The 25737-nt window shown below is 45.8% G+C and carries 20 protein-coding genes; 16 read left to right on the forward strand and 4 right to left on the reverse strand.

The window, feature by feature from the left end:
- On the forward strand, nt 1–1228 hold a 1228-nt coding region (locus V7D75_RS07590; RefSeq protein WP_333614077.1), incomplete at its 5' end, for a PGAP1-like alpha/beta domain-containing protein.
- A gap of 68 nt (nt 1229–1296) precedes the next feature.
- On the opposite strand, the gene hslO is transcribed toward V7D75_RS07590, so the two are convergent.
- The gene (gene hslO / locus V7D75_RS07595; protein WP_333614078.1) at nt 1297–2274 is read right to left on the reverse strand and encodes an Hsp33 family molecular chaperone HslO; all 978 of its coding nucleotides are present in this window, start codon (nt 2272–2274) and stop codon (nt 1297–1299) included.
- A 317-nt stretch (nt 2275–2591) separates the two neighbouring features.
- Here hslO and V7D75_RS07600 point away from each other — a divergent pair, with 317 nt between their 5' ends.
- The 12 genes from V7D75_RS07600 (at nt 2592) to V7D75_RS07655 (ending at nt 17277) form a co-directional block, all read left to right on the forward strand.
- Complete coding sequence (locus tag V7D75_RS07600; protein ID WP_333614079.1) at nt 2592–3578, forward strand: glutamate/aspartate ABC transporter substrate-binding protein; 987 nt, start codon at nt 2592–2594, stop codon at nt 3576–3578.
- A gap of 93 nt (nt 3579–3671) precedes the next feature.
- Complete coding sequence (locus V7D75_RS07605) at nt 3672–4418, forward strand: amino acid ABC transporter permease (RefSeq protein WP_193031106.1); 747 nt, start codon at nt 3672–3674, stop codon at nt 4416–4418.
- A complete protein-coding gene (locus tag V7D75_RS07610; RefSeq protein WP_068405974.1) occupies nt 4415–5086 on the forward strand; it encodes an ABC transporter permease subunit in 672 nt (223 codons plus the stop codon). The genes V7D75_RS07605 and V7D75_RS07610 overlap by 4 nt, the downstream gene beginning before the upstream one ends.
- A gap of 218 nt (nt 5087–5304) precedes the next feature.
- Nucleotides 5305–6024 carry an amino acid ABC transporter ATP-binding protein gene (locus tag V7D75_RS07615; RefSeq protein ID WP_190295528.1) on the forward strand — a complete coding sequence of 240 codons (720 nt, stop codon included), beginning with the start codon at nt 5305–5307 and terminating at the stop codon, nt 6022–6024.
- Nucleotides 6025–6210: 186 nt separating this feature from the next.
- A complete protein-coding gene (locus V7D75_RS07620) occupies nt 6211–7419 on the forward strand; it encodes an FAD-dependent oxidoreductase (protein WP_333614080.1) in 1209 nt (402 codons plus the stop codon).
- A 322-nt stretch (nt 7420–7741) separates the two neighbouring features.
- Nucleotides 7742–9499, forward strand: a complete 1758-nt coding sequence (locus V7D75_RS07625; RefSeq protein WP_333614081.1) for an AMP-binding protein — start codon at nt 7742–7744, stop codon at nt 9497–9499.
- A 65-nt stretch (nt 9500–9564) separates the two neighbouring features.
- A complete protein-coding gene (locus tag V7D75_RS07630; RefSeq protein WP_333614082.1) occupies nt 9565–11175 on the forward strand; it encodes a carboxyl transferase domain-containing protein in 1611 nt (536 codons plus the stop codon).
- A gap of 61 nt (nt 11176–11236) precedes the next feature.
- Nucleotides 11237–12037, forward strand: a complete 801-nt coding sequence (locus tag V7D75_RS07635) for an enoyl-CoA hydratase/isomerase family protein (protein WP_333614083.1) — start codon at nt 11237–11239, stop codon at nt 12035–12037.
- A gap of 73 nt (nt 12038–12110) precedes the next feature.
- Nucleotides 12111–12539 carry a GFA family protein gene (locus tag V7D75_RS07640; RefSeq protein ID WP_442968938.1) on the forward strand — a complete coding sequence of 143 codons (429 nt, stop codon included), beginning with the start codon at nt 12111–12113 and terminating at the stop codon, nt 12537–12539.
- 135 nt (nt 12540–12674) lie between these two features.
- Nucleotides 12675–14786: an acetyl/propionyl/methylcrotonyl-CoA carboxylase subunit alpha gene (locus V7D75_RS07645; RefSeq protein ID WP_333614085.1), complete on the forward strand. Its 2112-nt coding sequence runs from the start codon at nt 12675–12677 to the stop codon at nt 14784–14786.
- A 193-nt stretch (nt 14787–14979) separates the two neighbouring features.
- Nucleotides 14980–15900: a hydroxymethylglutaryl-CoA lyase gene (locus tag V7D75_RS07650; protein WP_333614086.1), complete on the forward strand. Its 921-nt coding sequence runs from the start codon at nt 14980–14982 to the stop codon at nt 15898–15900.
- A 189-nt stretch (nt 15901–16089) separates the two neighbouring features.
- Nucleotides 16090–17277, forward strand: a complete 1188-nt coding sequence (locus tag V7D75_RS07655; RefSeq protein WP_333614087.1) for an isovaleryl-CoA dehydrogenase — start codon at nt 16090–16092, stop codon at nt 17275–17277.
- 200 nt (nt 17278–17477) lie between these two features.
- On the opposite strand, the gene V7D75_RS07660 is transcribed toward V7D75_RS07655, so the two are convergent.
- Nucleotides 17478–18206, reverse strand: coding sequence for a pantothenate kinase (locus V7D75_RS07660; protein WP_333614088.1), 729 nt, complete (start codon nt 18204–18206; stop codon nt 17478–17480).
- 59 nt (nt 18207–18265) lie between these two features.
- Nucleotides 18266–19300, reverse strand: coding sequence for a biotin--[acetyl-CoA-carboxylase] ligase (locus tag V7D75_RS07665; RefSeq protein WP_333614089.1), 1035 nt, complete (start codon nt 19298–19300; stop codon nt 18266–18268).
- A 207-nt stretch (nt 19301–19507) separates the two neighbouring features.
- Here V7D75_RS07665 and V7D75_RS07670 point away from each other — a divergent pair, with 207 nt between their 5' ends.
- Both V7D75_RS07670 and V7D75_RS07675 read left to right on the forward strand, forming a co-directional pair.
- Entirely contained in the window at nt 19508–20311 is an 804-nt protein-coding gene (locus V7D75_RS07670) for a sulfite exporter TauE/SafE family protein (RefSeq protein WP_333614097.1), read from the forward strand.
- 51 nt (nt 20312–20362) lie between these two features.
- Nucleotides 20363–21298 carry a hypothetical protein gene (locus tag V7D75_RS07675; protein ID WP_333614090.1) on the forward strand — a complete coding sequence of 312 codons (936 nt, stop codon included), beginning with the start codon at nt 20363–20365 and terminating at the stop codon, nt 21296–21298.
- A gap of 43 nt (nt 21299–21341) precedes the next feature.
- On the opposite strand, the gene V7D75_RS07680 is transcribed toward V7D75_RS07675, so the two are convergent.
- Nucleotides 21342–21656, reverse strand: coding sequence for a DUF4298 domain-containing protein (locus V7D75_RS07680; RefSeq protein WP_333614091.1), 315 nt, complete (start codon nt 21654–21656; stop codon nt 21342–21344).
- Nucleotides 21657–21795: 139 nt separating this feature from the next.
- Here V7D75_RS07680 and V7D75_RS07685 point away from each other — a divergent pair, with 139 nt between their 5' ends.
- On the forward strand, nt 21796–25719 hold the full coding sequence (locus V7D75_RS07685; protein WP_333614092.1) for an AAA family ATPase: 3924 nt from the start codon (nt 21796–21798) through the stop codon (nt 25717–25719).
- The last annotated feature ends 18 nt before the right edge of the window (nt 25720–25737 follow it).

Raw genomic sequence — 25737 nt, forward strand, 5'->3', positions numbered from 1 at the left:
GGGCGTGGTAGAGGTCACAGATATTGTCGAAGCTATCCATCGTGAGATTCTGCTGCGTCCTTTGGGACGATTTAATAATGGCAATCTAAAACACTGGCAACGCGGTATCACTGGGCGCATTTATGGCACCGTACGCCAAGCGATGCAATTGGTCGGTAATAATATTGCCACGGGTCTGCGCCTATATAACACGGTTTTAAAACCCAAAAAAATACAACCTTTGCCTTTAAACCTACGCCGTATGGTCAATATCCTAAATGGCGTGATGGGCGACCATCTTGTCACCCATGACAATCCATTGGCCGTGTCGATGGTGCTATACGATAAAGACAATTATGTACAAAGTGGTGCATTATCGGGGCGAGTGATTGTTTTATGTCATGGGCTTTGTTTGAGTCATTTAAGTTGGCAAATAGCGGGCGAGAATAATCTCGGTGCTATGCTGAGTCGCAAGTTGCCAGACAGTACAGTTTTATATTTGAATTATAATACCGGTCAGCGTATCTCCAGTAACGGGCGTAGCTTTGCCAAAGTTTTGCAAAATTTGGTCGAAAACAATCCAGACATTACCCAGCTTGATTTAATCGGTCATAGTATGGGCGGTCTGCTGAGCCGTAGCGCGTTGTTTTATGGTAAAGAGCAGGGATTCAGCTGGGTTAAGCGTGTGGGTAATTTGGTGACTTTAGGTACGCCGCATCATGGCGCAAGTTTGGAGCAGATTGGTAATTTTGTGCAATATAAAATCGCTAAGCTGCCTTTTGCTGGGTCGTTAGCGAAACTGGGCGACTTACGTAGCGCTGGCATTATTGATTTGCGTTATGGCAGTATTCGCGATGCCGATTGGAAATCTTTGGAGGAGCGCAGTGTGCTACCGGCAGAGTTTCGTCATCCGACGCGCCTACCGCTGCATGTAAATACTTACTTAGTCGCAGCAGCCTTGATTGAAACCCATTATGAAAATAAAACCACCAGTTTATTGGGTGATGGGCTGGTATCGGTAGAGTCGGCGCTTGGCGAATATACCAAAGAGCATACACTGAGCGTACCTGAAGGTCATAAGGCGATATTTTATGGCGTCAATCATATGAATTTAATCTATAACGATCGGGTGCTTGAACAAGTGATTTCTTGGTTATCAGTCAATAGATTAGGCGACGCGCATGATGCCAAATATGGCCTTGATAGCCGTATCTATTCGTATCCGATAGATTACGAGGTCGAGATTTAAGCGTTAAAAACAAAAAACCCTCAAGCATCACACTTGAGGGTTTATTAAATATTTAAGTGAACTAAATACTACTCAGCAAAAATTGCCGCCACATCGTCTTTATTAAATTTATAGATTTCACCGCAAAAGCCGCAGTCCATCTCAAAAACGCCGCCTTGCTCGTCAACGATATCCAAGGCTTCGGTTTCGCCGATTTGCTCAATCGCCATTTCGCACTTCTCGCGTGAGCACGTACAACCAAACGATAGCGGCACTGGCTCAGGGGCAACGACTTTTTCTTCATTATACAAACGGTATAGGATTTCATTGGCATCAAGCGTGGTCAGCTCTTCTGCTTTTAGCGTACGCGTGAGCACACTTAAGCGCGTCCACAAGTCATCATCGATACCAGCATCTTGGTTTTGCTCGACTTCATAGGTCTCGGCTGCGGTACGAGGTAGCATTTGCACCAAGATACCACCGGCTTGCAAACCATCGGATGCCAGATTAATCAGCGTTGGAATCTGCGCCGATTGTTTTTGATAATGCGCTAAGCAATCAGCTAAGTTGTCATGGCTACGCTCAACGATACCTTGATACGGCTCGCCGCCATCAGGCTGAATATTGATAAACAACACGCCTTGACCAGCAGCGCCGAGCTCAGCAAAGGCGTCTTTTGCATGGATCATATTTTCCCATGCTTGCACTTGCTCGTCGGTGTCGTTTTTCCAGCTGGCAAGGGCGCGAATGATACCGTCTTGGTCGCATTCTGCCATCGCCCAATTGAGCAAGCTGTCGCTATCTGATGATTGCAATTGAATTGATAAGCGCCCGTTAATTTTAACGGTACTGATCAGCAAGCTTGCCGCCGTCAGCATCTCGCCTAATAAGCGCTTAATGGCTTCAGGATAAGGCTTTTGGGCAATGGTCGTCGCATAACTGCGCGATAGGCGCACCACATCGCCGCGCACCGGTGAGTCTTCGATAAAAAAGCGTTGGCGTACGTCATTATCGCGGTGGCTGCTCGCTTGTTGATCAACATTTGGGACTTGAGTATCTTGGGTCATAGGTCATAACTAGTATTAAGAAGTTGTTAGCTTTATGGGGATTAATGGTTATTTATCAATCATAGCGGTTTAGTTATTGGCGGAATTTAAATGATTGTTAAACGAAATCTGTAAAATATCAGTCTCATTAAAAAAAGTTTACCCCCATCGCGCAAATTGTTGTACAGTAACATTAAGTTGCATAGTTATAACCTAAAGCAACAGCATGGATGCATGACGGAAATGTCAATTAAGGGCTTATATAAAGTCAAATAATGGCGCAAATACCGTCAAAGTCCCCTCCTAGTTTGTATAAATGTGATAAAAGGATGTATCTCATGACCTACTTAATCTCAAAACCGCTAACTCTGGCTGCCTTTATGGCACTTGGCCTAGCGGGCTGCAATAATAGCAATCAAACCAACACCGAAGCGCCGCCAGCAGATGGCACAGCGACAACGACAGAAGCGGCAGAAAATACCAACGGTACGCTACAAAAAATCAAAGAATCGGGCACTATCGTAGTCGGTCACCGAGACTCTTCTATTCCCTTTTCTTACATCGCTGATGACCCAAATCAGCCGATTGGCTATGCGCACGATTTAGAAATGAAAGTGGTCGATGCGGTAAAAGAAAAACTCAATATGCCGGATTTAAAAATCCGTTATAACCTGATTACTTCGCAAACGCGTATTCCGCTGGTGCAAAACGGCACGGTCGATTTTGAATGTGGCTCAACCACCAATAACGAAGAGCGCCAAAAACAAGTGGCTTTCTCAAATGGTTTCTTTGAAATTGGCACGCGTTTATTGACCAAAAAAGACTCAGGTATTCAAGATTTTGAAGATCTAAAAGGTAAAACTTTGGTCACCACTGCCGGTACGACCTCAGAGCGTTATATCCGTGAATACAATGATAAAAATAAAATGGACATCAATGTCATCTCGGCAAAAGACCATGGCGAAGCTTTTCTTATGTTAGAAAATGGCCGTGCCGATGCCTTTATGATGGACGATGTACTACTTGCCGGTGAAAAAGCCAAAGCCAAAAATCCGGATGAATGGGTAATTGTTGGTACGCCGCAATCGTTTGAGATTTATGGTTGTATGATGCGTAAAGATGACCCTGAATTTAAAGCAGTGGTCGATGAAGCGCTTGCCAATGTCTTTAACTCAGGCGAGATTAATAGCATTTATGATAAGTGGTTTACCAACCCCATTCCGCCAAAAAACGTCAATCTAAACTTTGAGATGTCAGACAATCTAAAAGCTTTGATTGCCAACCCACACGATAGCGCACAGCCAAAAGAAGCAACCGCTCAGTAATTTTTGTCCCTCAACATAGCTTGCTGACGCGCCCAGACTGCTGTTTATCAGTCTGGGGCGTTGGCTTTTTACTCATGGCTTGGAGAGACAATCATGAATTATAGCTGGAACTGGGGTGTGCTCTTTGAGCAAACCGGTATCGGTAATGAGCTTTACCTGCATTGGATGGTGACCGGTCTTGGCTGGCTGCTATTGATTGGCAGTATCGCTTGGGCGATTGCCATGGTGATTGGTACTATTTTGGGCATCATGCGTACCTTGCCAAATAAAGCGGCGCGTAGTATTGGCACCGCTTATGTGACTTTTTTTCGTAATATTCCTCTTCTCGTACAATTATTCTTTTGGTTTTATATCGCCCCCGGTTGGCTGACGCCTGCGCTACAAGAGTGGTGGTATAAAGACTTATCGCCCAATACCTCAGCCATGCTGTCCGCCAGTATTGGCTTAGGATTATTTACCGCCGCTCGTATTGTTGAACAGGTGCGTACCGGTATTGAGTCCTTACCTGAAGGGCAAATCAATGCCGCTTATGCGCTCGGCTTTACGATTCCGCAGGCGTATAAAGAAGTGCTACTACCGCAGGCATTTCGTGTTATTTTGCCACCGCTAAGCTCGGAGCTCACCAACTGCTTTAAAAATGCGTCGGTAGCGTCGCTTGTCGGGGTGATGGAGCTGATTAGCCAAACCAAAACCATCAGTGAATATACCCAAAACAGCCTCGAGATTTACACTTATGCGACCATTATTTATCTGGTTTTTAATTTGTCGTTAATTGCCATTATGGGATTGATTGAGCGTAAATTACGAGTACCTGGGCTGATTGCAGGGAGTCAAAAATGAATATGATGACCGAACTTGCAACGGCGTATCCGGGCTTAATGGGCGGTATGCTGACCACTTTAAAGGTGCTGTTTCTCGCTATCCTAGGCGGTATTAGCTTAGGCACGGTATTGGCTTTAATGCGCTTGTCCGGTATCAAAGCGCTAGAAATTCCTGCCAAATTATACGTCAATTATTTTCGTTCTGTGCCGTTGCTATTGGTATTGCTGTGGTTTTATTTCGCCGTGCCGATGATGTACTTTTGGATAGCGGGTAAATATTTACAGCTCGATACCGCGTTTACCTCGTGTGTCGTTGCCTTTATGATGTTTGAAGCGGCGTACTTCTCAGAGGTGGTGCGCGCAGGTATCCAATCTATCGGTAGCGGGCAGGTGAATGCTGCAAAGGCACTCGGTATGACCTACGGGCAAACCATGCGTTTGGTGATATTGCCGCAAGCCTTTCGCAAAATGCTACCGTTGATTTTGCAGCAATGTATTATTTTATTCCAAGATACGACGCTGGTTTTTGCCATTGGGTTGACGGATTTTTTCCGCGCCGCTTACGTCCGTGGTGAGCTGATGGGCTTACTGACGCCTTACATTTTAGGTGCCGGAGCAGTTTATTTTATTATCAGCTTAAGCGCGTCTATTGGCGTGCAGCAATTGCAAAAACGCTTAAGGTTTTAATTTAAATTTGGCGCAGTATTTTACTATTAAGATTTTCATTTAATAATGATGAAAAAAGTGGTTAGGAGCCAGCGATGAATGAGTCAGGGATAAATGAGTCAGGGATAAATGAGTCAGGGATAAATGAGCTAGGGATAAACAATGCTGACACCTATATAAATGAATTTGGCGGACTGGTCACCGACAATGGTCATGCGAGCGCTGAGATAGTCATCAAAATGACTGACGTTAGCAAATGGTACGGTGACTTTCAGGTGCTAACTGACTGTACTGCTCACGTGCATAAAGGCGATGTGGTGGTGGTTTGCGGTCCATCGGGCAGTGGCAAATCGACGCTTATTAAAACCGTAAATGGGCTTGAGCCGTTTCAAAAGGGCGATATCATGGTCAATGGTATCTCAGTTGGCGCGGCAAAAACCAATTTGCCTAAATTGCGCAGTAGCGTCGGCATGGTATTTCAGCATTTTGAGCTGTTTCCGCATTTGACCATTATCGATAACTTAACGGTCGCGCAAATCAAAGTACTCGGCCGTAAAGAAGATGAGGCTAAGAAAAAAGGCATGGCCTATCTCGACCGCGTTGGCTTAAGTGCCCAAGCGCCAAAATACCCCGCCGAGCTATCAGGTGGTCAGCAGCAGCGGGTAGCGATTGCGCGTGCTTTGGCGATGGATCCGGTTGCCATGCTATTTGACGAGCCAACTTCCGCACTTGACCCAGAGATGATTCAAGAAGTGCTCGATGTGATGGTTGAGCTGACCCGCGATGGCATGACCATGATGTGCGTGACCCATGAAATGGGCTTTGCCAGTCAGGTCGCCAATCGGATTATTTTTATGGATGAAGGCCATATCGTCGAAAACTGTAGTAAAGATGAGTTTTTTGAAGGCGCAAAAAGTGAGCGCGCGCAGCTGTTTTTATCAAAGATTCTCAATCATTAAATTTCAGTACGGTGTTTTAAGTATCTATCAAAGCGTCTTTAATTAAGGCGCTTTTTTATGTCTTTTACTTTTTGTTCATTACTCTCAGCTTACAAGTGTTCCCTGTTTGCTGCTACAATAGACGCCATCAGTTTTTAATCCTATTCCAAATTCATAACAAATAATAAATAGTGTTTCGGAGTCATTATGAGTGTAGAAAACCAATCAGCAGGTATTGTGATTATTGGCGCAGGCTTAGCAGGTTGGCACGTTGTCGATGCCATTCGCGCAAAAGATAAAGACATTCCTATTACCTTAATCACGGCTGATAATGGCGACCGTTATCATAAACCTATGCTAACGATGGCAATTAGTCAGCAAAAAAACGCCGCGGACTTGGTACGGGCGACCGGTAGCGATGCGGCAAAAGCAGCAGATATTAATTTGCTTGCCAATACGCAAGTGACCGACATCGACCCTGCTAGCCAAACGGTACAACTTATCTCGGCGCTACGCTCGGACCCTGTGTATACCAATTACGCCACTATCAGCTATGACAAACTGGTACTGGCGATGGGTGCCCATCCTATTTTTCCAAAAAGTCTGCCTGAAGATTTGGTTTGGCATGTCAACCATATCGAGCGTTTTGGACAGCTGCAAGAAAAGCTGGCTGCTGGCAGTCAGCGCGTTGCCATCGTTGGCGCTGGTATGGTCGGGACGGAGATTGCCGAGGATTTATTAAAAGCGGGCCATGAGGTGACACTGATTGATTTAAATGACGCGCCGCTCTCGCAAATGCTACCGGCACAAGCGACCGCGCGTATTGCTAAGGCAGTACAGTCACAAGGGATTCACTTTTTAGGCGGTTATCAAGTATCCAATGTTACGCGTCATGATGATGGCACATTGCAAGTCAGCTATGCGCCAGTATCAGCTACCGACAGCGATACGGCGCAGCAGCCAGAGCCATTAATCGTTGATCATGTGATTGCCAGTACGGGCTTGACGGTCGATGATAAATTACCAACCGCTGCTGGGGTTGAGTTCAATCGCCGCACCGGTATCGTGGTTGATGCCACCACGTTACGTACCCATGCGTCCAATGTCTATGCGATTGGCGATTGTATGTCGATCAACGGCGTTGCCTGTCGTTATGTCGCGCCGTTACGTGCGCAGGCAGCGACGATTGCTGATGATATCTTGGGTCACGAGCACAGCGGTTATGATCATAAGCCACCGATGATTCGCTTAAAAAATAAAGCCATTTCAGTGATGGTCACTGGCGTGCCGCAGGCTGCTGGTAATTGGCAAGTGACTACTGAAACGGATGATGAGCTTATCATGGATTTGCTTGATGATAACCATGCCATCAGTGCGACGGTAACGATTAAAGCGCCGCCAATGGTGAAATCTTAATCAACGCTTAACCGTTGCAAGTTTAACTTTTAGCTTTAAATTCTAGTCTCAATGCTTATTAAAAGCCAGCTGTGTAGCAAATACATAACTGGCTTTTTTACCTATAATAATCGCGTGATTTTATGCTATCTTTTACTGGGTAATACTTTTTATTAATTAATTTAAATGATACATAATGTATTACTATGATTGACAGCCTTCGATTTAAGGCGGTATAGTAGCTTATGCTTGTTAAGACCTGTTCAAGGAAAAAAGAATAGGAGCAAGCGAAAAAATAGCGCCATTCAGGCGTGCTGTAAAAAGTAAAACGAAAGGACTCGTTATGACTCAAGTTTCTGACTTCGATAGCATTCTAAATAATATTCCCACCGTAAATATGGGCGCGCGCTCGGCAAATGCGCCGCTTACTCAAAGCTATGATAAAGGCCCTGATGTACCGCTGATTGAGGCGACTATCGGCGATTTTTTTGATGCTATTGTCTCCAAATATCCTGAGCGTGAAGCGCTGGTCGTCCGTCATCAAAATATTCGCTGGACATATCGTGAGCTGCAACAGCAGGTCAATCAATTAGCCAGCAGTATGATTGAAATGGGGCTTGAGATTGGCGATCGCATCGGTATCTGGTCGCACAACAATGCCGAATGGCTACTCATGCAATTAGCGACCGCAAAAGTCGGCGTTATCCTCGTTAACATCAACCCTGCCTACCGTACCTTTGAGCTGCAATATGCGTTAAATAAACTTGGCTGCTCAGCACTCGTCCTTATGCGCCATTTTAAAAGCAGTGATTATGCGCAGCTGATTCGTGAGCTTTGTCCTGAGATTTATCATAAAGATTATACCCAATTGGATTTGGTTGAGATTCCAACTATTGAGCGCATTATTTGGATTGATGAGCCAGACTCTGATGAAGAGTTTAACTTTATGCAGAAGTTTTCGGCATGGATGGCGGAAGGCGATGCCAATGATCCACGCGTCGCCGAGCGTCAAGCCCAGCTTAAAAACACCGACGCGATTAACGTGCAATTTACCAGTGGTACGACTGGCACGCCAAAAGGTGCGACCTTAAGCCACCGTAATATTTTAAATAATGGCTACTTTATCGGTGAGGCCATGAATCTCACTGAGGAAGATAGACTGTGTATTCCTGTGCCGCTATATCATTGTTTTGGTATGGTGCTTGGCAACTTAGCGATATTAACGCATGGCGGTTGTATCATTTATCCGAATGATGGTTTTGAGCCTTTAAGCGTCTTGCAAGCGGTTGAAGAAGAGAAATGCACGGCTTTGCATGGCGTACCGACGATGTTTATCGCCGAGCTTGACCATCCTGAATTTGATAAATTTGATTTATCGACCTTGCGGACTGGCATCATGGCCGGCTCTAGCTGTCCGATTGAAGTCATGCGCCGCGTCATTGATAAGATGCATATGAAAGAGGTGACCATTGCTTACGGCATGACTGAGACCAGTCCGGTTTCTTGTCAGACCAATGAGCATACGCCATTAGAGAAACAAGTATCAACGGTCGGGCTAGTGCAGCCTGCGCTTGAAGTCAAAGTCGTCGATACCGAAACGGGCGAGATTGTACCTTTAGGGGAAACCGGCGAGCTGCTAACGCGTGGCTATTCAGTGATGAAAGGCTATTGGGGCAGCCGCTTTAAAACCCGTGAAGCGATACAAGACGGCTGGATGCATACCGGTGATTTGGCGACGATGGATGAAGACGGCTATGTCAAAATCGTTGGGCGTAGTAAAGATATGGTCATTCGCGGCGGTGAAAATATTTACCCAGTTGAGATCGAAAACTATCTTTATCGTCATCCGAAAATTCGTGACGTCCAAGTCGTCGGTATCCCAGATAAGCGTTATGGCGAAGTACTTGCCGCTTTGATCATATCAAAAGAGCCGGGCTGCCTAACCGAAGATGAAGTGCGCCAATTCTGTAGCGAGCATATCGCCCATTATAAAGTGCCGACTTATTATCGCTTTGTTGAAGAGTACCCGATGACCATCACTGGTAAAATTCAAAAGTATAAAATTATCGAGCAGATGAAGGCGGAGCTAGGAATAGAGTAGTCAAAAAATCGGTCAAGATTTTAAGAAGTTATTGAATAATAAACACAAGTATAAAAAGGGATATCATGAGCGCTATCATAACCAGTAAACTGAGTCCGAACGCTGCCGATTTTCAGCAAAACCGTGCCGCCATGCAAGAAATAGTCGATGACTTATATGTGCACCTGCGTAAAGTCGCCCAAGGCGGTTCAGAGCGTGCGCGTGCTAAGCATTTAGCACGTGGCAAACTGCTACCTCGTGAGCGTGTTGAGCGCCTGCTCGATGTCGGCACGCCATTTTTAGAAGTGGCGCCAATGGCGGCGCATGATATGTATGGCGAAGATATTCCAGCGGCTGGGGTGATTGCGGGTATCGGCCGCATTAACGGCACCGAGTGTATGATTGTCTGTAATGACGCCACGGTAAAAGGCGGCACTTATTATCCGATGACGGTTAAAAAACATTTACGTGCACAAGAAATCGCCCAAGAAAATAACTTACCTTGCGTGTATTTGGTCGATTCTGGCGGCGCAAACTTACCCAATCAAGATGAAGTATTCCCTGATAAAGATGACTTTGGCCGTATCTTTTTTAATCAAGCAAATCTGAGTGCGGCCGGTATCCCGCAAATCGCCGTAGTGATGGGCAGCTGTACCGCAGGCGGCGCTTATGTGCCCGCGATGAGCGATGAGTCTATCATCGTCAAAGATCAGGGCACTATCTTTTTGGGTGGTCCGCCACTCGTTAAAGCAGCGACGGGTGAAGAGGTCACCGCTGAAGATTTGGGCGGCGGCGATGTGCATACGCGTCTGTCGGGCGTGGTCGATCATTTGGCGCAGAACGATACCCATGCGTTATCGATTGCGCGTAATATCGTTAGCCACTTAAACCGTCCTGCCAAGCAAATCCCCAATCAAATCAAACCGCGTCCACCGCGCTATGATGCCAAAGAGTTATACGGCATCATTCCAACCGATAAGCGTAAACCTTTTGATATCAAAGAAATCATCGCTCGTATCGTCGATGATAGCGAGTTTGATGAATTTAAAGCGCGCTTTGGCACGACGTTGGTTTGCGGTTTTGCCCATATCGAAGGTATGCCAGTAGGTATTATCGCCAACAACGGCATCCTATTTAGTGAGTCGGCACAAAAAGGCACGCACTTTATCGAGCTATGCTGTAAGCGTAAAATCCCGTTGGTATTTTTGCAAAATATCACTGGCTTTATGGTTGGGCGTAAATACGAAAACGAAGGTATTGCCCGTCATGGTGCCAAGATGGTGATGGCAGTGGCCAACGCCAAAGTGCCGAAATTCACCGTTATCGTCGGCGGCTCATTTGGTGCTGGTAACTACGGCATGTGCGGCCGTGCTTATAGTCCTCGCTTTTTATGGATGTGGCCAAATGCGCGTATCTCAGTGATGGGTGGCGAGCAAGCAGCCTCGGTACTGGCAACCGTCAAGCGTGATAATTTTGACCGTAAAGGTGAAGAGTGGAGTAGCGAGGACGAAGCAGCATTTAAAGCGCCGATTCTCGAGATGTACGAAGAGCAAGGTCACCCTTATTATGCGACTGCGCGTCTTTGGGATGATGGGGTGATTGACCCCGCCGATACTCGTAACGTATTGGCGCTTGGACTTAGCGCTGCCTATAACGCACCGATTGAAGAGACGACCTTTGGTGTCTTTAGAATGTAGCATTAAATGGTATATCGTCAGTCATTTAGCGCTCATAAATATATAAAAAATAGAGAAGGTTATGCAAAAAAATCTGAATAATTATAAAAGCTTATTGGTTAATGTTGAGCAGCATATCGCGACGGTAACGTTAAACCGTCCTGAAATACGTAACGCTTTTAACGATGAAATGATTGCCGAGTTGACTGAGGTTTTTACCACGCTTGCTACTGATGATAATGTGCGTGTTATCGTTTTAGCAGCTGCCGGTAAAGCGTTTTGCGCTGGTGCTGATTTGAACTGGATGCGCGCCATGGCAGATTACAGCTATGAGGAAAACCTTGCCGATGCCGATAAACTGGCACAAATGCTAAAGACCATTTATGAGTGCCCAAAGCCAACCGTTGCCGCCATTCAAGGCGATGTCTACGCAGGTGGTATGGGCTTAGTCGCCGTCTGTGATATAGCCATCGCGGTTAAGATTGCCAATTTTTGCTTAAGCGAAGTACGTCTGGGATTGGCGCCTGCCACCATTAGCCCCTATGTGATAAAAGCATTGGGCGCTAGAGCCTCACAGCGTTATTTTTTAAGTGCAGAGGTTTTTGATGCCAAAAAGGCGCGGCAGCTTGGCTTTATCCATGAGCGCGTTAGTGAAGAATCACTTAACGACACAGTTGCAGCCTTATGCGCCAAGATGGTTAATAATAGCCCCAATGCGGTTAAGACCTGCAAACGTTTATTGCACGAAGTCGCAGGTGCACCGATTACCGATAAGCTGGTTACTGATACTGTTAAAGGTATCGCTGATATTCGCTCATCAGCGCAAGGAAAGGAAGGCGTTCAAGCCTTTTTGCAAAAGCGTAAACCTGATTGGTCGGTTTAGGTTAGCAAAAATTAGGATAAGCTTAAGCTGTTTGTTTGAGAGCCAGACGTTATTCAAAAAAGGTAACACTATGATGTTAGGAAAATGTTTGTGTAGTGATATCGAATTTTCTGTGGATATACAGACTGGCTCTTTTAAGATTTATCAGTGCCACTGTTTATTGTGCAAAAAACAGTCAGGTTCAAGTGCTAATTCAGCGACCATTATCGAGGCGGCGCATTTTAGCTGGATAAAGAATGACTCAATAAAAATTTGGCAAAAAGAGACAGGATTTAGCTCGCACTTCTGTGCAAACTGTGGCTGTCCGGTTCCCAATGTCTTTGCAGGTAAGTATTACTGGATACCTGTGGGTTTATTAGAGCTTGATAATAAGTTGGACGCTATAAAGGTCGTCGCTAACTTCTGCTTAAGCTCAAAGTCCAGTTGGCATAATGTCTATAGAGAGGCAGACAACTTCGATGGGTTACCCGACTTTAAAACCATATTAGAGCTTTTATCTTAACTGATAAGAGCTTTTGCAGATAAGTTTAGAACCTAAATATCTCGAATGATATATAGAGAAATAATTAAAAAATAATAAAATTATCATTAGCTTTCTACAATTTTGCAAATGATAGATTAAACGATAAGGAATGTCATGTTTTCTAAAATTCTAATCGCCAACCGTGGTGAAATTGCTTGCCGTGTTGCTGCGACTGCCAAGCGTATGGGTGTTCGTACCGTCGCTGTTTATTCTGATGCCGACCGCGGCGCCAAGCACGTTGCTGTCTGTGATGAAGCGGTTTATTTGGGTGGTTCAGCACCAAAAGACAGCTACCTTAAAGGCGATGCGATTATTGCGATTGCCCTCGATGTTGGCGCTCAAGCAATCCATCCAGGCTATGGTTTTTTAAGTGAAAATGCGGACTTTGCTCAGGCCTGTCAAGATGCAGGTTTGATGTTTATTGGCCCATCTGCCGACGCGATTCGGGCGATGGGCGGCAAGTCTGAGTCCAAGCGTTTGATGGAAGCGGCTGGCGTGCCCTTGATACCGGGTTACCATGGCGACAATCAAGATGCAGGATTCTTACAACAGCAAGCAGACAGTATCGGTTATCCCGTCTTAATTAAAGCCAGCGCTGGCGGCGGCGGTAAAGGCATGCGTATTGTAGAAAATAGTAGCGATTTTATTGACTTACTAGATTCCTGTCGCCGCGAAGCGATTACCAGTTTTGGTGACGACCAAGTACTCATTGAAAAATACGCTCTAAAACCTCGCCATATCGAAATCCAAGTATTTGGCGATATGCATGGCAATTATGTGCATTTGTTTGAGCGTGATTGCTCGGTACAGCGCCGCCATCAAAAGGTATTAGAGGAAGCGCCAGCCCCTGGTGTTGACGCTGCCATGCGTGAAGCGATGGGAACAGCCGCAATCGAAGCGGCGCGTGCGGTCAATTATTTTGGTGCAGGTACGGTTGAATTTATCGTTGAGCAGCGCGAAGGGGCGATGAATTTCTATTTTATGGAGATGAATACCCGTTTGCAAGTTGAGCATCCGGTCAGTGAAGCGATTTCGAGTGTTGATTTGGTCGAATGGCAGCTATTGGTCGCCGCAGGTCAGCCGTTACCAAAAGCGCAAGACGAGCTGGTGATTAATGGGCATGCGATCGAAGCGCGTATCTGCGCTGAAAATCCTGATAACGGCTTTTTGCCAGCGACGGGTACTTTATTCACTTATCAAAAGCCTGAGCACAGTACCTTTAATATTACCGATGTGCGTATCGATGATGGCGTACGCGAGGGCGATGTGATTAGCCCGTTTTACGATTCTATGGTTGCGAAGCTTATCGTCCATGCGCCGACCCGCGAGCAAGCGTTAGCGAAGCTCGACCGCGCACTCGCTCAAACGCGGATCGTTGGTTTGCCAAATAATGTGGCGTTTTTGCGCTATATCTTGAATACTGAGTCGTTTAGCCAAGCCAATCTTGATACAGCGCTTATCGAGCGTGAGGCGGATGAGCTGTTTAATCAGCATCCGCTTGATTTATCAACGCTTGTGGTTACGGCTATTACACAGCAACTTGCCAGTGAAAGCGCACCACAAGGGTCAGACATCGATCCATTCAGTAAGCCGACTGGTTTCCGTGCTTATAGCGATTATACGCGCTCGTTTAGCTTGGTTTACGATGAGCAAAAGTACCAAGCACGTATCAGTAACTGGCACAATGCAAATAGTTCTGATAGCAAAAAAGGTAGCGATAACCTCAGCAGTTTCGCTCTTACCCTTGAAAAAGAGGTCGCCAATGACGATACTCAAGAAAATACTAATGTCGCCGCTCAAACAGAAATGGTTTATGAAGGTCAAGTGGGCTACACCAGTACTGACGCACACAATCATACCTTATGGTTAGATGGTGCACGTATTAACGCGCAGAGCTGGACAAATAATGAAACCGTTTATGTGTTCACCAATAGCGGCCGTGACGAGATTACGCTGATTGATATCATGGCACATGTCGGTGAAGAGACTGCCGCTGTCGGTAGCTTGAAATCACCGATGCCAGGACAGGTCGTTGCCTTCAAAGTGGCCGTTGGCGATAGCGTGAAAAAGGGCGAGCCGCTTGCCGTTATCGAAGCGATGAAAATCGAACATACCATTACTGCACCGACGGATGGGATGGTGGCAGAATTATTATTTGCCGCGGGTGATTTGGTTGCCGATGGCGACGAGCTACTTCGCATCGATAGTGAGACGAGTGAAGGCTAGTAACTGAGGTGCTGATAACATAGCCAATTCAATATAAAAGTGGTTCGTTTAAAATAGCGCTCTACTGGTATAAGTTTTCCTCGCTTGCTGTGTACTTCGCACTCCAGAGGCTTCGAAAGATTTATTCCAGCAACCCTATAATATTTCTAAATGGAATCTACTATAAAAAGGCGCATAAAAAAGGACGATAAGCATGAAACTCTCGTACCCAGACCACGTCAGAATCGTTGATGTCAGTCCACGTGATGGCCTGCAAAATGAGTCCATGACGGTACCGACTGCAGTTAAGCAAACGCTGATCGATGATTTAATTGCAGCTGGTGTCAAAAAGCTCGAGGCGACCAGTTTTGTTTCGCCAAAATGGGTGCCACAAATGGGCGACAATAGCGCGCTACTCGAAGCACTTGCACCTACCCGTCATGATGAGGTTTGCTATTCGGTACTGGTGCCAAATATGCGTGGCTTTGAAAATGCTATTGTCCATCGTCCTGATGAAATCGTCATTTTCGGTTCAGCCAGTGAAACCTTTAGCCAAAAAAACATCAATTGCAGTATTGACGAAAGCATTGAGCGTTTTGCGCCCGTTGCCGCTGCGGCAAAAGTGCAGGGCATCAAAGTGCGCGGCGTCATCTCTTGCACAGTCGGTTGCCCTTATGAAGGTGAGGTTGCTCCTAGCCAAGTGGCTTATGTGACCAAGCGTTTGGTTGAGATTGGCGCTGAGCAGATTGGTATTGCTGATACCATTGGTGTTGGTACGCCATTAAAAGTACAGCGCGCCCTGCAAGCCGCTTTAGAATACGCTGATATCAGCATGCTATCAGGTCATTTTCATGATACTTATGGTCAAGCCGTGAGTAATACCTTAGCTGCCTTACAAATGGGCGTTAGCGAATTTGATACCTCAGTGGCTGGGCTTGGCGGCTGTCCCTATGCCAAAGGCGCAACGGGCAATGTCGCCACCGAAGATGTCGTCTATATGCTGCACGGTATGGGCATCCACACGGGCATTGATTTGGATAAACTGGTGACAGCAGGCGAGCGTATCAGTGAATTCTTGGGTCGCCGCAATGGTTCAAGCGTGGCGCGTGCGTTGATTAATAAACGTCAGTCTTAACTAAAAAATAAAGCCAGTCATAAGCTAAATGAACAGAAATAAATGAATAGATAGCTGGTATACATTTTTGAAGCCTCTAGATTGACGCAGTCGCACAGCAAGCGATAAAAATTTATACCCGCTATATGATCGCTTTTTAAATGGATCTAAATTTTTAAGATTTAAAACTTTTACATACAAGGAATGGCTATGAGTTTACTTGGATTAAATTTTCAGCTTGGCGAAGATATCGACGCCTTACGTGATGTGGTACAGCAGTTTGCGGCAAAAGAAATTACCCCACGCGCAGCCGAAATCGACAGCAGCGATGAGTTCCCAATGGATTTATGGCAAAAAATGGGCGAGCTCGGTCTACATGGCATTACCGTACCTGAAGAGTACGGCGGTTCTGACATGGGCTATGTCGCGCATATGGTAGCGATGGAAGAAATCAGTCGTGCTTCTGCTTCTGTGGCGTTAAGTTATGGGGCGCATTCAAACCTGTGTATCAACCAAATCAAACGTAATGGCTCAGAGGAACAAAAGCAAAAATATCTGCCCAAGCTGATTAGTGGTGAATTCATTGGCGCATTAGCGATGAGTGAGCCGGGCGCTGGCTCAGACGTGGTTAGCATGAAACTCAAAGCCGAAGAAAAAGACGGTCATTATGTGCTAAACGGCAGCAAAATGTGGATTACCAACGGTCCTGATGCTGATGTAATGGTGGTTTATGCCAAAACCAATCCAGAGCTGGGCGCTAAAGGTATGACGGCCTTTATCGTTGAAAAAGGCATGGCAGGCTTTGGCACGGCACAAAAGCTCGACAAACTGGGCATGCGCGGCAGTCATACCGGTGAGATGACTTTTGATAATGTTGAAGTGCCCAAAGAAAATATCTTGGGCGGGGTTGGTGAAGGCGTCAAAGTGCTGATGAGCGGGCTTGATTATGAGCGCGCGGTACTCGCCGCAGGTCCTATCGGTATCATGCAAGCGGTGATGGATAACGTCGTGCCTTATATTCATGATCGCAAGCAGTTTGGGCAAGCAATTGGTGAATTTCAGCTTATCCAAGGTAAAGTCGCTGATATGTATACCATCCTGCAAGCGGGACGCAGCTTCTTATATACGGTCGGTAAAAACCTCGATATGCTCGATCAGCGCGGCGCTGGTCATAGCCGCGAAGTACGTAAAGATTGCGCCAGTGTGATTTTATGGTGTGCCGAAAAAGCCACCTGGATGGCAGGCGAGGGCATTCAAATCTTTGGCGGTAACGGCTATACCAATGAATATCCACTTGGTCGCTACTGGCGTGATGCCAAGCTGTATGAAATCGGCGCGGGTACCAGTGAGATTCGCCGGATGCTAATCGGCCGTGAGCTATTTAACGAGACTAAGTAGAGATTATAGAGTGTTCTTTATATACTAAACTCTTACTCATGGGTTAATTCTTTCTTGCTTGCTATTCGTAGGCGTAACAGAGGCTGCGAAAAAATCATCCCATGAGCACCTAGCATCGCTTTTAAATCGAATAAACTAAAACAAAAAAAGCAGGTCGCTTAAAACGTCCTGCTTTTTTTAATTCACAAATTTATAATGCTCTAAACCTGTTTGCTATGATCAAAATAACGAGCCAGACCGTTTAATAATAAATCGTCACGCAGGCGCACAGAACGATTGATATGTTGCGCAATGATATGCGCATCACCGCCGGTCATGATGAGCTCAAAGTTTGGATAACGGTTACTGATTTCATTAATCGCGCCAACGATGGACAACATAATGCCGCGATGGACGGCGTCTTTTGTGTTGATGCCGGGGCTCACGCTATCAAAAGTGCCATTAGAGATGGTAATTTGCTTGGTACCAGAAAATAACGACTCACGTTGCAGATAGATGCTGGGGAAAATATAACCGCCTAAGTGCTCAGCGTGATCTATCAAATCAATCGTCACCGCCGTACCGCAGCCAATCACGCACTGGCGTTTTTTCTTATCCACCGCACCCAGCATCTGTAGCCAGCGATCGCAGCCGAGCTGTTCGTCATCATAGGCGCTTTGCATCAGGGCATGCTCAGCATCGACGTGGACAAATTCAAACGGGATATTCAGACGGCTCAAGGTTTCAGATACTTTCACATTTAAGTCATCGCCCAATACCGAGGAAATTCCAATAAAATCCGGCGCATAACGTGCAAAACGATCGGTTAGACCTATGAGCAGTTCGGCAGGCGCTTGCAAATGCTGCTTGGCATCGTGCGCGACTATCTGCCCGATATCATCGGTAAGCCAGTATTTAAGACGGGTATTGCCAAGATCTAACCAGAGCATAAAAATCCCTTTATTTGGTGCTCGTTCAGTATAGTTTTTTAAGGGTGAGGCTGAAAGGTTTAAGCATCACCAATCACATCAATGCGACCGGTAAAAAGCGCAGAAATCTTACCGTTATATTCACGTAATTGCAAACATCCATGTGTATCAAGACCGCATGCATAACCGGTCAGCGTCTCGACATTGCCGTTGTAGTCTTGGGTGACGCGCAAACGCAGCCCTGCCAATGCATCCATCGCGTCAAACTGCGCTAAAAAACTGTCCAAATAATAACGCTGCCCGGTTGGCTTCTCCAATCCTAAATACTCAAAGCGGGTCATCGCTGCTATTAAAGCTTCACTCATTTGCTGATAAAGTGTTTTTAGGTCTGGAAGTGAAATAGGCGGCGCTTTTGGCTCAAGCATGGCACCAATATCTCGTAAGCTAATCGCTTGATAACTCATACCCTCGCAAGTTTGCGCCGTAAGCTTAGGCGTAGCTTGCACGTTTAGACCTACGCCCATCACCACGCCGACCAATTTACCTGACTTCGTTACGGGTTCTATTAAAATGCCAGCAAGCTTATGAAAGGGTAGGGTTTGTTTGGTAGATTCAAGTGGCTTTAAAGTAGCATTATTCAATTCAGGTTCAGATTGTTTTTGAAATGAATGCTGCTGCGAATATTGTTTTGAATAAAAGCCCAAATCATTGGCCCATTTTACCCCGATTGTTGCCAAGCCTTGCGCGCGCAATTGTTCGTTTAGCACTTGGATAACGGGCATTTTTGCCAGTTCAACGCCCATAATCAGCGACAATAAACCGCTAATCGGCAGATGCACCGGATGATATAACGACAAGTAGACATTGCCGCGTGGCGACTGCCATGAGCGCCCGTGTTGTCCGCGTCCAGCACTTTGAGTTTCCGCTGTTAGTAGATGCATCTCGGCTGCATTTAGGCTGCCATGTTGCAGCGCTGTTATCAGCTCACTATTGGTCGAGCCACTACTCGCAAGGTGGCGATGGTTAAGTTTAGGTAAATGCTCAAGCTCTAATGACTCAAATGCATCAGAAGAATAGGCAGACAAAGAGTCAGATGATGAATCAAATGGCGGCATAATAAGTTTCGTCGATGGGGTAAATTGGCGTGGATAAACTTTGATATACTGAGCGATTGTTGCTCATTACCAATACAAAGCAAACAGCATAAAGGTCGGATTATGATTTGGCAAATGCGATTGAGCAGGTAAAATTCGAGTGACTATACAATTAGATGATTATACGATTTTAATAAAAAAGACGCAGGATAAAAGGCCGATTTAATGATGTTATATGTGTGGTTTGTGATAGCGGGGGCGTTTGCGGGTGTCAGTGCGGGTTTATTTGGCGTTGGTGGTGGCATGATTATCGTACCCGCATTGGTATGGATTTTCACCGCTTATCATTTTTCACCCGAAGTGGTCACCCATTTGGCGATTGGCACGTCACTTGCGACGATTGTGGTGACCTCTATCAGCTCACTCACGGCACATAATAAGCGCGGCGGCGTACGCTGGAAAGTGTGGCGCAAAATGGCATTGGGTTTGGTCATCGGCAGTTTGGTCGGCGCCGGTATCGCCGATATGATTGATGGGAAAGTCTTGCAAGCCATTATCGGTGTTGGCGCGTTATTGGTCGCTTTAAAGATGCTGTTTTTGTCCAATAAAGAACAATTGGGTAAGCCGTTACCGTCAGCTGGCATTCAATTTGGGGCAGGGACAGGCATTGGTCTGGCGTCATCTATTTTTGGGATTGGCGGCGGTAGTTTGACCGTGCCGTTTTTAAACTGGGCAGGATTGCCGATGAAACAATCGGTCGGTACGTCTGCTGCTTGCGGCTTACCGATTGCATTGGCAGGCGCGGCAGGCTTTGCCTGGTTCGGTCAAGACGTGGTCAATCTGCCTGAGGGCACGATAGGCTTTGTCCATATCACGGACTTTTTATGCATATCTGTCGCTAGCTTTGCGATGGCAAAAGTTGGCGCCAAACTCGCCCATGTATTGCCCGCACAGACGCTGAAACGCGCTTTTGGCGTGCTGCTGTTATTTGCAGGCGGGCAGCTTTTGTTAAGCGGGATTGGGGTGATTTAATACTCTCAAATTTAAATAAAAATTAGCACGCCAATTTAGGAACAATTTTGAATGAAAGCAGCAGAAAAGTATCGCCGTGTATTTGGTTCAATTAGTCATCTAAAAGATGAAATACCATGGACGACTGGTTTATCCAATATGGTAGAGTTTTTAGTATGGGAGCCGCAACGTGTTCTTGGTATTAGCAAAAAGCAATATGTACGACAGATTATTGAATGGGCAATGGTTCCCGAGCTGAAAGATAAGAGTTTGCAAGAAATCGAGCAAGCTGTGAGTAAAGAATTGAATCAAAAAATGAGTGAGTCTGAGCAATTAGAGACTTATTCAACGCAAACGATAGGTATTTGTAATGCTAGGGAAGCGGTGCGTCGCGTAAAGTTCTTTTCTGAGGATTATCTAAATAAAGAGTTCGATATTTTTCTAAGTTTATGTAGTGATATTTATCTAAACTTATTTTATGGGCAATTCATCGAATTTGATCAAATAGGCTCATGGTCAACTCATGGTAATAGCGGCATCTTTGAATTTAGTACCGAACTAAAAGCTATGTTCATGGATAATTTATCTTATAACCATAAGGCAAATATATTGATTGCCAATGAATTGAAGCTTAATGGCAAGAAAAACCCTGACCAAATATTAAAGTACTGCTTAATGTATAAGTATTTATTAGAAATAGGCTTTATTGATCAAGGTGCAAAGTTTTTACTACTGTTTATCGGCGGCAGTGTGATAAAGGGAGATAAGCAAAGTATGATTAATCAAGAAATAGCTATGTGTCAAAGCAAGCCACAGAAATACCAACACTTATTACAGCCTGAGTTATTGGAATTAGCTGCTAATTTAGAAGTTACTAGTATCTCTTGGCAGTTACTGATTGAGTTTAATAATCATTATTTGAATGACAATGAGGTTTGCCAAGTCGAGCAAAAACTACTCAAGGGTTTCAATCAAAGCCTTCAATCAAAATCGTTTATGCACTTATGACTCTAATTCTAAAGCTCACCACGACTTTAGATGAAATGGCTGCTTATTTGTTATCAATCGCATCAAGCCCCAAACGCATCCACTTTCTGGCGAGCTCATCGTGGTCGCTGAGCATACTCCATAGCGCATCTTCACTAAAGATTGAGTGCGCTTTACCTGAGTGCTCAATGAGCAGATCTGCTTCACGGTCTGTCATCCATTGCGGATCAAGATAATACTCTTTCAACTCATTTTGCAAGGCTTCCGCTTTTAAGAACTGCTGCTGCGCTTCAAGCTGCTGACGATGCAGATCACACCATTCTTCATATTTTTGTTGTAGTTCTTGCGGATGGTATTTATCAAAATTATCTTCAGTCATTGTCATAGCCTTAATTGTTATTATTTAAATGCATCATGCGAATTTTCACCACTATTATAGCATCCTTCACAAACCCTAAAAACTCGTCACAATTTGCGGTAGAATAGCCGCCTGTTTTTGCTAAGTTTATCGATATTTCATGCGCCTAAAATCTCTTAAGCTGGCAGGCTTTAAATCCTTTGCCAATCCAACCACTTTTACCTTCCGTCATGGTATCACCGCCATCGTCGGGCCAAACGGCTGCGGCAAATCCAACGTCATTGATGCCATTCGCTGGGTATTGGGCGAAACTTCCGCCAAGCAATTACGCGGCGGGGCGATGAGTGATGTCATCTTTGCCGGCACGCAAGATAAAGCCGCCAAAAGTGTTGCCAGCGTTGAGCTGACCTTTGAGCATACGCAAGACGAACAGACGGGTATTCGCCATGAATTTAATCTCTATCACGAGCTGTCTGTCCGCCGTCAGGTAAATTTGGATGGCCGCTCGGACTACTTTATCAATGGTACGCGCTGTCGTCGCCGTGATGTGGTCGATGTGTTCTTGGGCACAGGGCTTGGCGCGCGTAGTTATGCGGTCATCGAGCAGGGCATGATTGGGCGTATTGTTGAGTCTAGCCCGCTGCAGCTGCGCGAATTTATCGAAGAGGCTGCTGGTGTTTCGCGCTATCAAGCGCGCCGTGAAGAGACGCAAAAGAAGCTTGAGAGAACCCAAGATAATTTAGCCCGTCTACACGATATGCAAAGCGAGCTGGTCAGCCAACAAAAACGCTTATCTAAGCAAGCGGCCAGTGCTGAGCGTTATGAAGCGCTGGCATTAACGCTTGCGGATATCAAGCAGCAACTTGCCATTCAGCAACTCTATCAAGCCAAGCACAATCAGCAGCAGCAAAAAATAGCCCATGAGCGCAGTGCTAATGAAGTTGCCATATTGCAAGCCAGCTATGAAACGCTAAAAGCCAAGCAAGATAAGCTTGCTGCCCATATCAACCAAGAGCAGTGGCTAAAAGACGATGCGCAAAGCAACCACTATCAGCAGCAGCTAAGCTATCAACAAGCGGAGCATGAGCTTAGCGACGCAAAATCACAGTTAAACGCTATCGCCCAGCAACTTACCAGTTTAGAGCAGCAGCGTCAGCAAGCGGTGAGCGAGATTGAGCGCTTAAAAACTGAGCAAGCTGAGCAGCATAATGTGCTAGAAGAGTTGCGCCCACAGCTAATTGAGCTAACCAATAAACGCGACAGGCATAAACGCAATGAACAACCGTTGCAGCGCGCTTACCATGAAGCGCAAAACCAGCTATCACGCCTGCGAGATAATGCGCGCGCTCTTGAGCAGCAGCAAGCGATTAATAACCAAGCACAAAAACGCCAGCAGCAAAATCATGAGAAATGGCAGCGCCGCCAGCAAAACTGGCAGAGTTTATGGCAGCAATTACAACAGTCATTACCACTCATTGAAGGTACTGATGGACGCGAGAAAAGTAATTCGAGCAATTTACAGCAGACGTTAAATGCACAAGTGACTGAGCTCAATAAACAGCTCCAACAGATTGAGCGCCAACAAGACAGTATCGATGAGCGCCTCTCCGAGCTACAACCGCAAGCGCATGAATTACAGCAACGCTTAAACACTCAACGGCGCGAGTTAAGCGAGGATGAAAAACGTCACGCGGTCTTGGCAGGTGAATACGACACCTTGCATCAGATATTACATCCGAAGCCTTTACCAAAACCACAACAGCTTGCTAACGTAAAAACCGCCGATTTAAACAATGATTTAGAAAACGAATTATCGATTACTACCTTGCGTGAGCAGATTGAGTTAAGTGCCAAAGGGCAGCAGCACGCCGAGCTACTCGATAGTGTGTTGGCGTTATGGCTGGATAGCCATGTACTGATTTCTAAGCAGTCAAGCGATAAAAATATTAATGGCAATTCTCAAAACTCCAATAGCTTATGGCAAGCGCTCGAGCAGGATTTAACAGATTTATTTACTTATCAAACCACGCAAAACGAGAACGACAATTCAAAGAATAAATCGCAGCTAGAAACTGGTCATAGTTTATGGCTATCTGCTCAGACAAATGATAAAGGCGCAAAATCATTTATCAGTGCTTTGCCAAATCACTTAACGGATAAAGTCTTGTCTTTATCAGAGTTGATTACTGCACCAAATTTAGCGTTGTGGCAGCACTGTTATCTATATATCGCGCCATCTAAAACGACTCATCAGCAAACGTTAGAAGATTTGGCTGAGACTTTAAAAGTGTTGCCAGCATCAGCCATTTTACTAACCTCGGACGGCTGGATTATCAGTCGTCAGGGTACGATTAATCTGAGCAAGTTTGCTGGCGCGCTAAATGGTCAAAATGAGAGCAATAGTCAATTTTTAAGCCAGCGTTTACAGCAACGCAGCCGTTTACAAGCGTTAGAAGATTTGCTGGATGAGTGTGAAACTAAAATACAAGCCCAGCAAAAGACGATTGCTAATAACCAACGCAACTATGATGCCCTAACGGTCAGCTTAGAGGAAACGCGCGCGCAAGCTGAGCAATTAACCCGCGATAAGCATCAATACCAGCAACAGCTCACCACTAAGCGCGCCAATGCGGAACGATTACAAGCGGACAGTCAGCGCCTAAATGCTGATAAAGTTGCCCTTGAGCAGGAACAGCAAGAGCTTGAGCAAGAGCAACAAACGCTGAATCAAGAACAGCAGCATATCCAAAGCGAGATAGCCACGCTGACACCGCAAATAGCCGATGCGCGTTTATTAAGTCAGCAATTGCAGGCCGAGCGCAGTGAGCTAAATCGCACGCGGCAGGCGGATGATGACGCTTGGCAAGCAATGCAGCTGCGTATTCAGCAGAGCGAGATGCGCTTAGAGCATAGCGTTAGTAGTCTTAAGCGGGCAGGCGAGCAGTATGAAAAGTCGCTACAAAGCGAGCAGAGTTTAAAAACGCGTCATGAGCAGCAGCAAGCTAAGCTGCCAGTACTGCAAGCAGCATTACAAATTGCGCAAAGCGCGCGCGATGAGCAGCAGGCCGTATTAACCACACGCGAAACGGCATTAACAGCGCTTAAAGAGGAATATAATCAGCAGCAGAATGAATTAGATACGCTGCAAAATACCTTGCAAATGCAACAATCTGAGCTTGCTCGTCTAGCCACTGAGCTGGCATTAAGCGCTGCAAAATTAGAGGATGCCAGTGCTCATACGCAAGAAGCGCTAGAGGCTTATTATAAGAACAGCCATAAATATCAAAAGCAGTCGGACATAGCTCAGCCGCAGCATCAGCAACAAGTGATGAGCGTCTCAAATTTATTGGCGGATTTTATCGCCCATGATCGCCGCGTCCGCCCAGATAAAATCGCAGAATTAGAATCTGAGCGTGCGAAGCTTGAGCAGCAATTAAGTAAAATTGGCGCGGTCAATCTTGCCGCTGTAGCAGAATTAGCAGAAGTTAATGAGCGCTTAGAGCCACTCGCGCAGCAGACCGCAGATATTGCTGCGAGTATGCAAACGCTGACGGAAGCGATTGCTTCGATTGATGAGACGACCAAGACGCTATTTATGCAGACGCTTGATGCGGTCAATAATGAGCTTGCCAATTTATTTGCCAAAGTCTTTGGCGGCGGGCAAGCAAGCTTAACGCTTAATACGGACGATATGCCAGCTAATGCACCAAAGTCAGAGCAGTGGCGGGCAGGGCTGACGTTGATGGCACAGCCAAAGGGCAAACGCAATAGTCGCCTTGCGGTACTGTCCGGTGGCGAAAAAACCTTGACCGCGCTGAGCTTAATTTTTGCGATATTCAAACAGCATCCGGCACCATTTTGTGTGCTCGATGAAGTCGATGCACCGCTTGATGATGCCAACGTCGCCCGTTTTACCAGCTTGATAAATGAGTTGGCAGATGACTTGCAGTTTATTTTTATCAGTCATAATAAGCTGACGATGCAGATTGCTGATGAGTTAAAAGGCGTCACCATGCCAAGCGCGGGGATTTCTACCTTGGTCAGTGTGTCGCTTGATGAGGCAGCAAGCTACCTTTCTGATTAAGAGTAGCGCCCAGTAGCA

The organism is Psychrobacter sp., assembly GCF_036731945.1.
In the GTDB taxonomy this organism is placed as follows: Bacteria; Pseudomonadota; Gammaproteobacteria; order Pseudomonadales; family Moraxellaceae; genus Psychrobacter.